A 14,702-nucleotide genomic window follows, 5' to 3' on the forward strand; every position below is an offset into this window, starting at 1 on the left:
AGGGATGTAATTATGGACAACTGGCTGATCAATTTGCTGGCGCTGGTGCTGCTGGGCGTAGTGCTCGATGGTGCCCGCCGTGCCTATCTCAAGCATAAAGACTCGGTGAAAGTCTCCCGCAACCTGTCCCGCAGCCTGCGCCAGGAGATGGATGACGTTAACGAAGACATCCTTTCTACGCCGCGCACGCTCAAGGACGCCGTGGATCCGGTGGTTGTGCCGGAAAGATCCAATCCGATCAGCGAGTCCGAGCTCGAGTACATTGACCCGGAAGAGGCGGAGAAGCGCCGCCAGATTTCGGCCGAGTTACCGGGAACGGTGCGCGTTGTACAGCGCCGCAAGCCGGAAGATGCCAGCCAGGTGAATCGCCAGGTGCAGCAGAATTTCCAGTCTTCCCGCAAGCCGCTGGCCGGAAGCAAGCCCGAGCGTGTGGCAGAGCGCGGCGAAGACCGTCATGAAATCCCCGCGGAGCCTTCAACGACCACGCGCGCGGCCAAGGTGCCGGAGCAGGCCTCGCTGAACCTGGAAGAGCAGGTGCCAATGCTGATGGATTCGGTTGAGCCGGAAATCGCCCCCAGCCCTGCACCGGGGGAGTCCGTGTCCACGATCGAAGACGATCTGCAATACCAGGGCGAGCTGGCGCCCATGGCCGGTTTGTCTGCCGAGTCTGAAGAGCCGGCAAGCGACCGCCGTGAGCCCTCGCTGGATGAGTCTGTCAGCCTCGAATCTCTGCAGTCGGTACCTGACGAGGCACCGATGGAAGAGCCGGGCGAACCGGTGAGAAAACCCGGTTGGTCTCCGGCGGATCTCAAATTGCCAGAAATCCGTTTTCCGGACCTTAAAAAAGGGCAGGACCTGAAAAAAGCGCCTTCCCACGATGAACGTAGTGTGGCGCCGGTTGAGAACAACAAAAAGCGTGGCAAGCGCGGGCAAAGTGCGCTGAAAGAGCGGGATGTGCAGGAAGTGTTGATCCTGAATATCATGGCGCCCGCCGGTGACTGCTTTGAAGGCAACGACCTGCTGCGCGTGCTGCTCTCCAGTGGTCTTCGCTTCGGTGAGATGAACATTTTCCATTACCATTGCGGGGAGGCGGGGGAAGGACCGGCTCTGTTTAGTCTTGCGAATATCGTGGTGCCCGGTACCTTTGATATGTCTGAGATGGAAGACTTCACCACCCCTGGTGTAAGCCTGTTCCTGGCGCTGCCCGCAGAAGTGGAGGCGTTGAAAGCCTTTGATACGCTACTGTCCACCGCACGCTATATTGCCGAGCAGTTGGGCGGCGAGCTCAAAGATGAAAACCGCAGCGTTTTTACCGCGCAGACTGCCGAACACTACCGGCAGCGGGTAATGGAATTTCAGCGCCGCAAAGCCCTGGCCCGCGCCCAAGCCTGATCTTTTTTTGTTGTAGGAGTCTGCCCTGCTGGCGAACAAACCTCGTGATGAGAGTTGAGTGTTCGTCTGCAGGCCGGGCTCCTGCAAAAATCACTTTCAACTTCATCGGCAAGAATCCCCCATTTTTGCGGAACAACAATGACAAAAAAAATCCCCCCGGAATCCCAGTCCCGTGCCATTGAACTGCACGAAATCCTCAACCGCGCCAATTACCAGTACTACGTCCTGGATGCACCGGAATTACCCGATGTTGAGTACGACCGGTGTCTGCGCGAACTGCAGGGGTTGGAAGAACAGTATCCGCAGCTGGTTACCAGTGACTCTCCCACCCAGCGAGTAGGGGCGGAACCACTGGCGGCTTTCACACAGATCCGCCACGAAATGCCCATGCTGTCACTGGATAATGCGTTCAGTGATGAGGAAATGGAGGACTTCGACCGCAGAATTCGCGAGCGGCTGAATTATAGTGCGCCGGTGGAATATGCCTGCGAACCGAAACTGGATGGGATCGCGGTGAGCCTGCTGTACCGCAACGGATTACTGGAGCGCGCTGCGACCCGTGGTGATGGCACAGTGGGTGAAGACATTACCCAGAATGTACGCACCATTTATTCTGTGCCGCTGAAACTGTTGGCCGAAGACGTGCCGGACGTACTGGAAGTTCGCGGTGAAATTTACATGCCCAAGGCCGGTTTCGAGGCTCTCAATGAAAAGGCCCTCGCCACCGGTGACAAAACCTTTGTAAACCCGCGCAATGCCGCTGCCGGCAGCCTGCGCCAGTTGGACCCCCGGATTACCGCCCAGCGCCCGCTGGAGCTGTGTGCCTATAGCGTGGGCGTGGTGGAGGGCGGCGAATTACCCGAGGCGCACTCGGAAATCCTCCAGCAGTTGAATCGCTGGGGGTTTCGCATCAATGGTGAAATGACGGTGGCGAAGAATATCCAGGAATGTATCGAGTACCACCGCAGGCTTGGTGAGAAGCGCGCGCAACTGCCATACGACATCGACGGTATCGTGTTCAAGGTCAACAGCATTCCCCTGCAGAGACGACTGGGTTTTGTGGCCCGCGCCCCGCGCTGGGCTACGGCTTACAAGTTCCCCGCACAGGAAGAGATGACAAGGTTGTTGGATGTGGAGTTTCAGGTGGGACGCACGGGCGCGGTCACCCCAGTGGCACGTCTTGAGCCGGTGTTTGTTGGCGGTGTTACCGTATCCAACGCAACCCTGCATAACCGCGATGAAATTGAGCGTCTGGGAGTGAAAATCGGCGATACGGTAATCGTTCGCCGTGCCGGCGACGTAATTCCACAGGTGGTGTCGGTGGTGGAAAGTCGTCGCCCCAAAGGCGCACGGGACATCGAGTTCCCCAGTCATTGCCCGGTATGTGATTCGCCGGTGGAAGCCACTCCCGGTGAAGCTGTCGCCCGCTGTAGCGGGGGGCTTATCTGCAGTGCCCAGCGCAAACAGGCAATCAAGCATTTCGCATCGCGCAAAGCCATGGACATTGATGGCCTTGGTGACAAGCTTGTGGAGCAGATGGTGGATGAGGGGCTGCTGAACTCAGTGTCCGGTCTGTACCATCTTTCACTAGAGCCCCTCGTGGCGCTGGAGAGGATGGGGGAAAAGTCCGCACAGAACCTTCTGGATGCGCTGGAGCGCAGCAAAGATACCACGCTACCGAAATTCCTTTATGCCCTCGGTATTCGCGAGGTGGGGGAGGCCACTGCGCGCAACCTGGCGCGGCACTTTGGTGATCTGGATCAAATAATGCAGGCGGATACGGAAGCGCTGCAGCAGGTGGAAGATGTTGGCCCGATTGTGGCTCACTATGTCGCTGAGTTTTTTGAGCAGCCCCACAATCTTGAGGAGATAGCTGCGTTGCAGCAGGCGGGAGTGCACTGGGCGGCCGAGATTCGGGAGTCCGGCAGCGAGCCGCTCGCCGGGCAGACCTGGGTGCTGACCGGCAAGCTGGAGACCCTGTCTCGCAGTGAGGCGAAGGATTACCTGCAGCGGCTGGGGGCCAAGGTGGCTGGTAGTGTATCCGCCAATACCCACACGGTTGTTGCCGGACCGGGCGCGGGTTCCAAGCTGAACAAGGCGCGGGATCTGGGGTTGCCGGTGCTGGACGAGGAGGGGTTGATGTCGATGTTGCGAACGCAGGGTATCGAAATTTAAACGAACTGCGTGAAATGCGATCGGGTCGAAAATTTGCCCGCATCTGGCAGTAGAATTATCCCGGTCACGCCGTTACAGTTGGCGGAGCATTAATTGAATTGGCCCGACAACACATCTGTGCTGCGGGGGAAGCGTAGGGGTTAGCGCAGCGTGATTCAGGGCGATCAGGAATCAATCGTTTACGGCTGTATCAAAGACAGCAACAGCCTGGCAGGCAGCAGCGATCGCCGCCGGGTCAACCGCGAAGCCGTGCTGGCGCTGCCCAGCGCGGACGAGTGGCCGTTCCTGTGCCGCGATATGTTTTCGATCCCTACGATCAAGGTCAAACAATCCCAGTATCAGACAGACGTCATCCATTTCGGTGCCTCCTATCGTGCCGTCGAGTATGAATGGAATCACTGGATCCAGAAGTTCGAAGAGCTGTTGCGCAGCATGTACTGGGTTTCTGCCACGGTCCACCTGGAAACAGAGCTCTCCGGCACCCACTCGTTTAACTGGGAGGCGGCAGGTCTGTTTCATGAGCCCGGCAGCGGCGATATGCAGGTGCGTTGTGAATGGACCCAGGAAGGGCGAGTCAGCGTGTGACCGTACGGGCCTGTGCCACCTTCCAGCTGATTGCCAAGTCCCACCACCACACATTACCCTGTAACTGATCTCTCCCGGTGCCTGCACCGGTTCCTCTTTCTTTTTACCTGTGTTTTCCAGGAGGTCCTGCGCCGTGCGCAAGCCGCCCCTCGACAATCCAACCGAGAGCGCCGGAGCTTTTCGGGTCGAAAAAGACAGTCTCGGTGAAATTCGCGTTCCAGAAGATGCTTTGTACGGGGCGCAGACTCAGCGTGCTGTCGACAACTTTCCCGTCAGTGATCATGTGCTCCCCGCGTCATTTTTACGCGCCGTGGTGGCCATCAAGCGTGCTGCTGCGGAGACAAACCAGACCCTCGGTATTCTCGATGAGGAGAGGGCCCGCGCGATTATTCAGGCCTGTGACAACCTGACGGACGCCCACTATCAGCGTCAGTTTCCTGTGGACGTTTTCCAGACGGGGTCCGGCACCAGTACCAACATGAACGTGAACGAGGTGCTCGCCCGTCTCGCCAGTGAAGAAACCGGTGTTGAGATTGGCGCGAACGATCACGTCAATATGTGCCAGAGCAGTAACGATGTCATTCCGACCGCGATTCACCTCTCTGCACTCCTGGCCATTCAAAATCAATTGCTCCCCGCATTAGTACACCTGTGCGAGGTGTCAGATGAGAAAGCCGACAACCTGGCGTCTGTGGTAAAGACCGGGCGTACGCATCTGATGGATGCTGTCCCTATCACCCTGGGGCAGGAAATTTCGGCCTGGAGTGCGCAGATAAAGCTGTGCCGTTCGCGTCTGGAAGATGTACTGCCCCGCCTGGAGCAGCTTGCGCAGGGAGGGACTGCGGTAGGCAGTGGTCTGAATGCGCACGAGCAGTTTGCCGAAGTGTTCGCCCGTAAACTCGGCGCAGCCTGTGGGATCTCTGTGCGCCCCGCGGACAATGCTTTCGCCGCAATCGCCAGTCAGGATACGGCGGTGGAGGTATCCGGGCACCTGAAAACCCTGGCGGTGGCCCTGATGAAAATTGCCAACGATCTGCGCTGGATGAACAGTGGGCCGCTAGCGGGGATTGGTGAAATTGCGCTGCCGGCGCTGCAACCTGGCAGCAGTATTATGCCTGGCAAGGTCAACCCGGTGATTGCCGAGTCGGTAGCGATGGTGGCGGCAAAAGTGATGGGAAATGACACCACTATAGCCGTGGCGGGGCAAAGCGGTAATTTCCAATTGAATGTGATGTTACCGCTGATAGCGTTCAGTCTACTCGAGAGTATCCAATTGTCGGCAAATGCATCTCGCATTCTGGCAGACAAGGCGATCAGTGATTTTACTGTGAACGAAACACGGATGCAGGATGCGCTGGCCCGCAATCCCATTCTGGTTACCGCGCTGAACCCGGTCATCGGTTATGCCAAGGCAGCGGAGATTGCCAAGGCCGCGTATCGCGCCGGTCGTCCCGTGCTGGATGTCGCCGAAGAAATGACCGATCTGGATCGGCAAACGCTGGAGAAGCTGCTGGACCCGGCGCGTCTCAGTGCGGGCGGTATTGTGGGCGACTAACGCCCTGTATCGCAGGTCGGTCGCCGCCTACGCAAGCAGCAGGATGCCCAGTAATACCGAACCCGCGAGCAGCACCATGCACTCGACCCAGATTCCAAGTCGGCGGAGAGTGGACCTGTCTGATTTGCGGAGTAGGTGTCGTCTTTGCATGGCATTCTCCCAGATCGGGTTCGCCGAAGTGCCGATCCAGCCGGCTGCGTTGACAGCCCATGACCAATCCTGCAGGATTCGGCGCCATGTGGAGTCGGGAATGCCCGGTCCCACCTTTCAGGTCTTGCACGTAATCTGGCAGTTCGCGGAGGTAATCCCTGCTAACCGGTAGAATTCATCGCTCTGATAATACAACCCTATAGTATTAGAGAGTCGGCAAAACCGGATTAGCGGACGCACCGTGAAGCGCTGCGCACTACCTGAATCCTAGTGTCGACGGTATCCGTCGACCAATCGTTCACTCCCCGTCGAAAGTGTTTTGTTATGGCCCAGAAACGCCGCCGTTCGTTTATTACCAGTGTGCTTGCCTGCATCGCGTTTATCGCTGCGGCGATCTGGAGCTGGGACCTGCCAGTGGCGGATGTTCTCAGCTACCTGGTGTTGATGCTGGTATTTCTGGCGGTAATTGTGACTCTGGCATTCGGTTTTGGTGCGTTGCTGAATTGGCTGCGGCGCCGCAACGACCGCCGTGACGACGACCGCTAGGTAAGGCAGAGCATGGCCAGCGATAGCCCGTCGGTTTCCAGTTCCGGTCAGAGTGACGATATCCGTATACCCATAGCCTACGTCCAGCGCTTGCTGGACGAAGCGGCCCGGCACGGTTGTGATCGGGCAGAGTTGCTCGCGTCGGTGGATATTTCTGAGGGTGAGCTGGAAGATACGGCGGCATTTTCTGCCATCAAGTACGGCCGTTTGTATCAGCGGGTCATGTGGTTGGCCCAGGATGAGTGGTTCGGCATGCTCAGTGGTGGCCGGGTGCGCTCGGGCTCATTCCGGTTACTGTGTCTGACGGTGGTGAATTGCGCAACCGTGCGTCAAGCGATCACTCTTAGCGCGGAATTTATGGAGATCTGTCGCGGCTTCCGGGTCAAGCCAGTGCTGTCATCCCGGGGAGATCGCGACAAAGTGGTGATTGTCGGGATCAGTTCCCTGAAAGAGGGCGAATTTGACCAGCTGATCGCCGAAACCACACCGGGAGTCATTCGTACCACCCTGGCGGTGTGGCACCGGTTTTACTGTTGGCTGGTAGGGCGAGAGATTCCGCTGGCCAAGCTGCATTTTTCTTTTCCCTGTCCGGAGGAGTTCCAGACGCTCGCTCAGAGTGAGGCCGGCGAGCTGCTGTTCGATCAGCCTGCCAATGCGCTGGAGTATGAAAGTCGCTACCTGGACTACCCCATAGTGCAGAGCCCGCAGACGGTGGAAGATTTTATCCGCACAGCCCCCTATCACCTGGTCATCAGTGATGGCAATGCCAACAGCATCAAGACCAAGGTCAAGACGATTCTCAATCGCGATGTGAGCGAATCCATGCCGCCTGCGGAAGCGGTGGCGGAGCGTCTGAATATGTCCGTCACCACCCTGCGTCGTAAATTGCAGCAGGAAAACACCTCTTACCAGAAGCTCAAGGACGAGTGCCGGATGGAAGCGGCTTTTCACTATCTGAGCTGTCCGGATCTGTCGAATACACAGATAGCTGAAATGCTTGGCTTTGACGAAGCGAGTGCCTTTTTCCGCGCGTTCAAAAAGTGGACCGGGGTAACTCCCGGTGAATACCGTAAAAGCCCGCGAGCGGCGGTGTCTTCCTGACTGTACCCCCGTACTTGGCGGATTTTCCCCGCGTTTCCTTTCTGTATGCCAGCCTCTTGCCAGCGACATTCTCGCCATTTTTCGCTATAGCCGTGACCTGTGCGTCAGTGGATATCTGGCAATTTCGTCGCCGTATTTTGTTAGTGCTTTGGACACTTTTCGCCATAGTGACTATTGGTAATTTGCTACTAATATGAATAAAACGAATAGTTGAGTCACGGCATTTGGCCGTGCTTCCCGTGGCGCAGCCCGGCCTGGTGTGAACAAGACGTAGGCAGTGGGCGCGAAAATCGAGTGTAAAAATCGTTAAAGAGGGTATTCAGGATGAGCGAGATCAAAATTCCGCTGCGTGACATGCGTTTCGCCATGCGTGAGCTGCTGAACTGGGATCAGCACTATGCGGCACTGGGCTATGAAGATGCGAGCCCCGACGTGGTGGATGCCATCCTGGAAGAGGGTGCCAAGTTCTGTGAGAACGTCCTCGCCCCGATCAACCAGATCGGCGACCAGCAGGGTTGTACCTGGAAAGACGGCGAAGTCACTACCCCCGATGGCTTCAAGGAAGCCTACCAGCAGTTCGTGGAAGCCGGCTGGCCGTCCCTGCCGCACAAAGTCGAACACGGTGGCCAGGGCCTGCCGCCTTCTCTGGGTACCATCCTGAGCGAGATGGTGGGTACTGCCAACTGGTCCTGGGGTATGTACCCGGGTCTGTCCCACGGCGCAATGAATACCCTGGAAGCCCACGGTACCGATGCGCAGAAAGAAACCTACCTGACCAAGCTGGTCGAGGGCACCTGGACCGGCACCATGTGTCTGACCGAGCCACACTGCGGTACCGACCTGGGTATCCTGCGCTCCAAGGCCGAGCCCAACGACGACGGCTCCTATGCCATCAGCGGCACCAAGATCTTTATCTCTGCCGGTGAGCACGATATGGCCGAGAACATCGTCCACATCGTACTGGCACGCCTGCCGGATGCCCCTGCGGGCACCAAGGGTATCTCCCTGTTTATCGTGCCGAAATTCCTGCCGAATGCCGACGGCTCCGTGGGCGAACGCAACGGTGTGACCTGTGGTTCCCTGGAACACAAGATGGGTATCCACGGTAATGCCACCGCGGTGCTCAACTTCGACGGTGCCAAAGGCTTCCTGATCGGCCCGCCCAACAAGGGCCTGAACTGCATGTTCACCTTCATGAACACCGCGCGCCTGGGTACTGCCCTGCAGGGCGTGGCGCACGCGGAAGCGGGCTTCCAGAAGTCCCTGGCTTACGCCAAAGACCGCCTGCAAATGCGCTCCCTGAGTGGCCCGAAAAACCCGGAAGGTGCGGCAGACCCGATCATCGTACATCCGGATGTACGCCGCATGCTGCTGACCCAGAAAGCCTTCGCTGAAGGCGGTCGCATGCTGGTACTGCTGTGTGCACAACAGGTTGACCGCAGCCACGCCGCAGAGACGGAAGAAGAGCGTAAAGACGCCGACGACCTGCTCGCGTTCCTGACGCCGATCGCCAAGGCGTTCCTGACCGAGACCGGTTATGAATCTGCCAACCTGGGTCTGCAGTGTTTTGGTGGCCACGGCTACATCGCCGAGTGGGGCATGGAGCAGAACGTTCGCGACTCCCGTATCTCCACCATCTACGAAGGTACTACCGGTATTCAGGCACTGGACCTGCTGGGCCGTAAGGTCCTGATGAGCCAGGGCGAGCTGCTGCGTAAGTTCACCAAAATCGTGCACAAATTCTGTCAGGCCGAGGTGGATAATGAAGCGCTGGCGCCGTACGTTGCCAAGCTTCAGCAAATCAACAAGGAGTGGGGTGAGCTCACTATGAACGTCGGTGTCAAGGCCATGGAAAACCCCGATGAGGTCGGCGCAGCTTCCGTGGATTACCTGATGTACTCCGGTTACGCCGTGCAAGCCTATCTGTGGGCACAGGCCGCGAAAATCGCCAACGAGAAACTGCAGGCGGGTGCCGGTGAAGAAGACTTCTACCGTGCAAAAATCGCCACCGCACGTTTCTACTTCGATCGCATTCTGCCGCGCACCGCGACTCACGCCAGCGCCATGCAGAGCGGCGCCGACAACCTCATGAGCCTGGATGCGGAACACTTCGCGTTCTGAGCAACATGATTGGAAAACACCGCCCCTGGTAACAGCGGCGGTGTTTTTGAATCCGCTTTTTGCCAATGGCGGCCGATGGCGGATGTCCGAATTTGCGGAGTGATGATGCAATTACCGGCGCACATTCTCGAGCGCTTGCGGCTGCTTACTTGTCTGCCTCAGACCACTCGAGTACAGTTTCGATTGCCGGATGGCAGTGATTTCTACCTGCGTGTCGAACGCAAGGCGGTGGACCAGCAGGGCCCAGAGGGGGAGGCTTTCATTATCGAGGCCGAGCAGGTTTCCGGATTGGTTAAAGCACCAGATCTGGACCTGGAAATGTCCTACGATACCTTGCGGGATATCATCGACGGCCAGCTGAGTGCGCGGCACGCATTTCTGCTGGGGGATATCCGCTACACCGGGAATCGTGAACTGGCAGCGGCACTGGCGGATCTTTTCACCGTACATTGATTACTGTCACACTGTTCTCTGCAGGAGAAAAATTGTCTGCGTTGAACGATAACGGGTATGCGGCCCCGTCAGGTTGACCACCTGGCGTAAAAATAATTATTAATCTGCCGGTTCTGGGTTTCTAGTGAAATTCAGGCGGCTTATTTGCCTCTCGCAGTAACATTCACCAGATAACTAACAAAACTTACAATAATTGCCCGTCTGCTCAGATCACAACTGCGGATTTCGACTATAAACGGACTGGATCACTTGGTGAGGTATCATCAGTCCGCGAACTCGCCGATAATCTGCCAGTCTAGTGAAACTGTCCCTGCTCGATTTCTTGCGAGTGCGGCAGGCCGCGTTTGGCGGGTGACACCACAAAAACAACAGTATTGGGAGAAACAAGTTGGACATCGAACGCAGCATTCTTGACGTGTTTACCAGTGCCACGGCCAAATATGCAGAGCGCCCGGCATTTACCTGCCTTGGGCAAACGCTCACCATCGGCGATATTGATCGGCTCAGCGCCCAATTTGCCTCCTATCTTCAGAACCACACCAACCTCAAGCCCGGCGATTGCGTCGCTGTGCAGCTGCCCAATGTTCTGCAGTACCCGGTTGCCGTATTCGGCGCCCTGCGTGCCGGTATGGTGGTGGTCAATACCAATCCGCTGTACACACAGCGGGAAATCAAGCATCAGCTGAATGACTCCGGGGCCAAGGCGCTGGTGGTGCTGGCGAATATTGCCGATACAGCCGCTGCGGTGATCGAAGAAACCTCCGTCGAGCAGGTGATCGTGTCCGAAATTGCTGATCTGCATCCACCGCTCAAGCGGGTGCTGATCAATACTGTTGCCAAGCACATTAAAAAGATGGTTCCGGATTTCCACTTCAGCAATCAGGTGAATTTCCGCGACGCCATGTCTTCTGGTGCCAAGCAGCCGCACCAGGACGTTCAGCGCACGCCGGATGATATTGCGGTGCTGCAGTACACCGGCGGTACCACTGGTGTTGCCAAGGGCGCGATGCTGACCAATCGCAACCTGGTGGCGAACATGGAACAGGTGCGTGAAGCCCTTGGCGATTCCATGAAAGAGGGCGAGGAAATTTATATTGCGCCTCTGCCGCTGTACCATATTTACGCGTTTACCATTCACTGCATGGCCTTGTTTGCCACTGGTAACCATTCAATCCTGATTCCTAACCCGCGCGATATCCCGGCCTTCGTGAAGACCCTCAAGGGTGTCCGTTTTACCGGGTTTGTGGGCCTGAACACATTGTTCAACGGCCTGATGCGCAACCCGGATTTTGCCAATCTCGATTTTAGCAAGCTGCACACCACCGCATCCGGTGGTATGGCTCTGACCCGCGATACGGCCAAGCGCTGGGAAGAAATGACTGGCTGCGTTGTGACGGAAGGTTACGGTATGACGGAAACCTCACCGGTTGTGTCTTTCAATCCTTCAGAAGCGGTGCAGTTGGGCACGGTGGGTAAGGCGGTGCCAAGTACTGAAGTGAAGGTGATCGACGAAAACGGCAACGATCTGCCCAACAATACCCCGGGGGAACTGTGTGTACGCGGCCCTCAGGTAATGAAAGGCTACTGGGAGCGCCCGGAAGCTACCGCTGAGACCATTGATTCAGAAGGGTGGTTGAAAACCGGCGATATGGCGGTGATCCAGGACGATGGTTACATCAAGATTGTGGATCGTAAGAAAGACATGATTATCGTCTCCGGATTCAACGTCTACCCGAACGAGATCGAAGATATTGTCAGTGCGCATCCCAAAGTTACCGAAGCCGCGGCGGTTGGTATTCCGGATGAGCGAACCGGCGAGACCGTAAAACTGTTCGTGGTAAAAGCGGATAGCTCTCTGTCTGAAGAAGAGATCATTGCCTACTGTCGTGAAAATATGACAGCCTACAAAGTGCCAAAAAATATTGAGTTCCGCGATGACTTGCCGAAGACCAATGTCGGTAAGATTCTGCGTCGCGAGCTTCGCGACGAAGAACTCAAGAAAGTGGAAACAGCAGTCAGCGCCTGAGCTTGAATCCTGTTTCGAAAACGAAAAACCCGCTGCTTGCAGCGGGTTTTTTTTGTGGAAGATCGTTGAGAAAAACGTGTGTGCGGTGATGCCCCATACGGGGCGGTGGCTGGTGCGCTATAACTAATGGGCAAATTGTTGACCCAAGAGCACCCAATGTCAGAGAAGCAGGAAAGGCCGACCATGATCCACGAGGAGCTGCCGGCGGAACACGAAGACCCGTTGATCCGGTTGCTACATGTGGTTATTCGCAGCTCGGTGCGTTTTCTGTCCGTGGTGATGGCGCTGGTTATTGTGTGGAGTGTGGCGGATGTCGTGTGGGTGGTGTATCAGCGGCTGCAGGCAGCCCCCGTGCTGATCATGAACCACAATGATCTGTTTGATGTGTTTGGTGCAATCATGCTGGTGCTGATTTCCATCGAGATTTTCATCAATATTCGACTTTATCTCGGCTCCAATGTTATTCCGATTCAGTTGGTGGTGGCGACGGCACTGATGGCCATTGCGCGAAAAGTGATTGTGCTGGATCTCGATGACACGACGCCGGATTATATTCTCGGTATTGCCGCGGCGGTGCTGGCGCTTGGGGTAACCTATTGGTTGGTGGCAAAAAAAGAAGCTCTGTCGTATAAAGAGCGGCGCAGCCTGCTCGAGGATCAGGACTGAGACCGGACAACATAAAAAAGGGGCGCCCGATCGGGCGCCCCTTTTCGTTGCGGCCGTATGGAGGCCGCGCGAGCGGATTCACTTGCGTGTATCGGCGCTCTTATCCCGCGCAGCGCGGAATTCGTTGCCCTGGTACCAGTTGGGCCAGTCGCGGCTGTTGGCGAGCGCCAACCCCAGGTCAAGGCCCAGCGCCAGATCCAGCGCCGCCCCTTCCAGGTTCCACTGCGGATCGTATTCATCGGCGGGCTTGTGGTATGCGCGGGCACCGTATTCTGCCGCTTTCTTTTGTGCCCATTCACGGCCGTGTTCGAAGCTGTCAGTGCCAGAGTCGAAGTACAGCATGGGTACGCCTTTTTTCGCCAGGCTGAAGTGATCCGAGCGATAAAAGTAGCCGCGTTCCGGGTGGTCTTCCGGAGCCAGGTAGCGCCCCTGTTTTGCCGCGGCCTGCTCCAGCAGTTGTTCCAGCTCGCTGTTGCCGTAGCCGACCACGATGACATCGCGCATAGGACCGAGTACTCCCATGGCGTCAAAGTTGATGCCCGCAACCGTTTTTTCCAGGGGAACAACCGGATTCTCCGCATAATACTTTGAGCCCAGTAGACCTGATTCTTCCGCAGTGACCGCGACGAAAATCATAGAGCGCTGCGGTGCTTCCGGCAGCTTCGCCACCTGCCGTGCCATGGCCAGCAGACCGGCTGTGCCTGTGGCATTGTCAACAGCGCCATTGAATATATGATCGCTGCCTTCGGCGTGATCATTCACTCCCAGGTGGTCCCAGTGTGCGGTGTAGATAACCGCTTCGTCGGGGTATTTACTGCCCTCGACTTTGGCAACCACGTTGCGAGAGTTGGAGGTACGGACCTGATTTTTCAACTCGACACTGGCGGTCAGGTTCATTGGCTTGGGCTGGAAGCCACGCTGCTTTGCGGCCTCCAATTCCGCAGCGAAGTCCAGGCCGGCGGCGTCAAACAATGACTTGGCCACATCGGTAGTGATCCAGGATTCCACGGCAACCCGGTCAGAATTCTTGTCTTCGGCGGCGAGACTGATCTGGGCACCGGACCAGCTACCGCTGACCACTTCCCAGGGGTAACCGGCAGCGCCGGTCTCATGGACGATGATGGCGCCTTCCGCTCCCTGGCGCGCGGCTTCTTCAAATTTGTAGCTCCAGCGACCGTAGTAGGTCATAGCGTTGCCGTTGAACAGGTTTTTATCCTGGGTGGCATAACCTGGGTCGTTTACGAGGATCACCGCGGTTTTGCCTGTCATGTCGAGACCGGCGTAATCGTTCCAGTTGTTTTCCGGGGCAACGATGCCGTAACCGACAAACACCAGTGGGCTGTCGACAAGTTTACTTTCCGGGGTCTGGCGCTGGGTAAAGGCAACCATGTCGGTCAGGGCGGTAAGGGACTTCGCAAAATTCTCACCCCTGATTTCCATGGGTGTGGTTTCAATCTGCATCTCTACCACCGGCACCGACTGATACCAGCTGGGATTGCCCCCGGTGTCGACCGCGCCGGGTTTCAGGCCCAGCTTTTTGAACTCATCTGCGAGGTACTTGACCGTGAGCTCTTCACCCTTGGTTGCAGGCGCGCGGCCCTCGAATTCATCGGAGGCGAGCACCGCGATATGGGAGTGCAGATCCTTTGCCAGCTCCGCGACTTCGCTCTTTTCTTCCGCGCTGAGTGTCGGTGCGGCCGCCGCTCCAGCATTCTCTAGCAGCGCATCTGTTGAGGCTTTGTCTTCGGCCTGCGCAGTCGCTGCTTCCGGTGCATTGGGCTTGTCGGTGGCGCTGTCATTCTGCTTGGCGCATCCGCCAACGGCGATCAGGCCTGACAGGGCAAGCGGCATAGCCAGCTGTCGCCAGGGAAATGGTGTTCGCATAGGGTTACCTCTGTTGTTATTGGTTTAGTTGTTTTTGATGTTGTGGTT

General features: G+C 57.0%; 11 protein-coding genes. 10 read left to right on the forward strand and 1 reads right to left on the reverse strand.

Going from position 1 to position 14,702, the window contains the following annotated elements; genetic code table 11:
* Positions 1-12 precede the first annotated feature (12 nt).
* The 10 genes from zipA (at position 13) to AAFH99_RS09225 (ending at position 12,770) form a co-directional block, all read left to right on the forward strand.
* Positions 13-1,392, forward strand: a complete 1,380-nt coding sequence (gene zipA, locus AAFH99_RS09180) for a cell division protein ZipA (protein WP_051686952.1) — start codon at positions 13-15, stop codon at positions 1,390-1,392.
* Between the two features lie 138 nt (positions 1,393-1,530).
* Entirely contained in the window at positions 1,531-3,567 is a 2,037-nt protein-coding gene (gene ligA / locus AAFH99_RS09185; protein WP_406827560.1) for an NAD-dependent DNA ligase LigA, read from the forward strand.
* 150 nt (positions 3,568-3,717) lie between these two features.
* On the forward strand, positions 3,718-4,152 hold the full coding sequence (locus tag AAFH99_RS09190; protein WP_043316823.1) for a hypothetical protein: 435 nt from the start codon (positions 3,718-3,720) through the stop codon (positions 4,150-4,152).
* A 133-nt stretch (positions 4,153-4,285) separates the two neighbouring features.
* Positions 4,286-5,707, forward strand: a complete 1,422-nt coding sequence (locus AAFH99_RS09195) for a class II fumarate hydratase (RefSeq protein ID WP_406827561.1) — start codon at positions 4,286-4,288, stop codon at positions 5,705-5,707.
* A 474-nt stretch (positions 5,708-6,181) separates the two neighbouring features.
* A complete protein-coding gene (locus AAFH99_RS09200) occupies positions 6,182-6,403 on the forward strand; it encodes a hypothetical protein (protein WP_043316820.1) in 222 nt (73 codons plus the stop codon).
* A 12-nt stretch (positions 6,404-6,415) separates the two neighbouring features.
* Positions 6,416-7,504, forward strand: coding sequence for an AraC family transcriptional regulator (locus AAFH99_RS09205; RefSeq protein WP_051686951.1), 1,089 nt, complete (start codon positions 6,416-6,418; stop codon positions 7,502-7,504).
* 324 nt (positions 7,505-7,828) lie between these two features.
* A complete protein-coding gene (locus AAFH99_RS09210) occupies positions 7,829-9,625 on the forward strand; it encodes an acyl-CoA dehydrogenase C-terminal domain-containing protein (protein ID WP_043316818.1) in 1,797 nt (598 codons plus the stop codon).
* Positions 9,626-9,727: 102 nt separating this feature from the next.
* The gene (locus tag AAFH99_RS09215) at positions 9,728-10,078 is read left to right on the forward strand and encodes an SCP2 sterol-binding domain-containing protein (protein WP_406829173.1); all 351 of its coding nucleotides are present in this window, start codon (positions 9,728-9,730) and stop codon (positions 10,076-10,078) included.
* A gap of 388 nt (positions 10,079-10,466) precedes the next feature.
* Positions 10,467-12,104 carry an AMP-binding protein gene (locus tag AAFH99_RS09220; protein ID WP_043316815.1) on the forward strand — a complete coding sequence of 546 codons (1,638 nt, stop codon included), beginning with the start codon at positions 10,467-10,469 and terminating at the stop codon, positions 12,102-12,104.
* 156 nt (positions 12,105-12,260) lie between these two features.
* On the forward strand, positions 12,261-12,770 hold the full coding sequence (locus AAFH99_RS09225; protein WP_231491539.1) for a phosphate-starvation-inducible PsiE family protein: 510 nt from the start codon (positions 12,261-12,263) through the stop codon (positions 12,768-12,770).
* A gap of 78 nt (positions 12,771-12,848) precedes the next feature.
* On the opposite strand, the gene AAFH99_RS09230 is transcribed toward AAFH99_RS09225, so the two are convergent.
* Complete coding sequence (locus tag AAFH99_RS09230) at positions 12,849-14,654, reverse strand: M28 family metallopeptidase (RefSeq protein ID WP_043316811.1); 1,806 nt, start codon at positions 14,652-14,654, stop codon at positions 12,849-12,851.
* Positions 14,655-14,702 lie beyond the last annotated feature (48 nt).

Source organism: Microbulbifer sp. ARAS458-1 (genome assembly GCF_045348205.1).
Taxonomy (GTDB): Bacteria; Pseudomonadota; Gammaproteobacteria; order Pseudomonadales; family Cellvibrionaceae; genus Microbulbifer.

Excerpts from the sequence above, each read along its gene's own strand:
- AAFH99_RS09210 (WP_043316818.1), top strand. The coding sequence starts at position 7,829 with ATGAGCGAGATCAAAATTCCGCTGCGTGACATGCGTTTCGCCATGCGT.
- AAFH99_RS09215 (WP_406829173.1), top strand. The coding sequence starts at position 9,728 with ATGATGCAATTACCGGCGCACATTCTCGAGCGCTTGCGGCTGCTTACT.
- AAFH99_RS09205 (WP_051686951.1), top strand. The coding sequence starts at position 6,416 with ATGGCCAGCGATAGCCCGTCGGTTTCCAGTTCCGGTCAGAGTGACGAT.
- zipA (WP_051686952.1), top strand. The coding sequence starts at position 13 with ATGGACAACTGGCTGATCAATTTGCTGGCGCTGGTGCTGCTGGGCGTA.
- AAFH99_RS09230 (WP_043316811.1), bottom strand. The coding sequence starts at position 14,654 with ATGCGAACACCATTTCCCTGGCGACAGCTGGCTATGCCGCTTGCCCTG.
- AAFH99_RS09225 (WP_231491539.1), top strand. The coding sequence starts at position 12,261 with ATGTCAGAGAAGCAGGAAAGGCCGACCATGATCCACGAGGAGCTGCCG.
- AAFH99_RS09200 (WP_043316820.1), top strand. The coding sequence starts at position 6,182 with ATGGCCCAGAAACGCCGCCGTTCGTTTATTACCAGTGTGCTTGCCTGC.
- ligA (WP_406827560.1), top strand. The coding sequence starts at position 1,531 with ATGACAAAAAAAATCCCCCCGGAATCCCAGTCCCGTGCCATTGAACTG.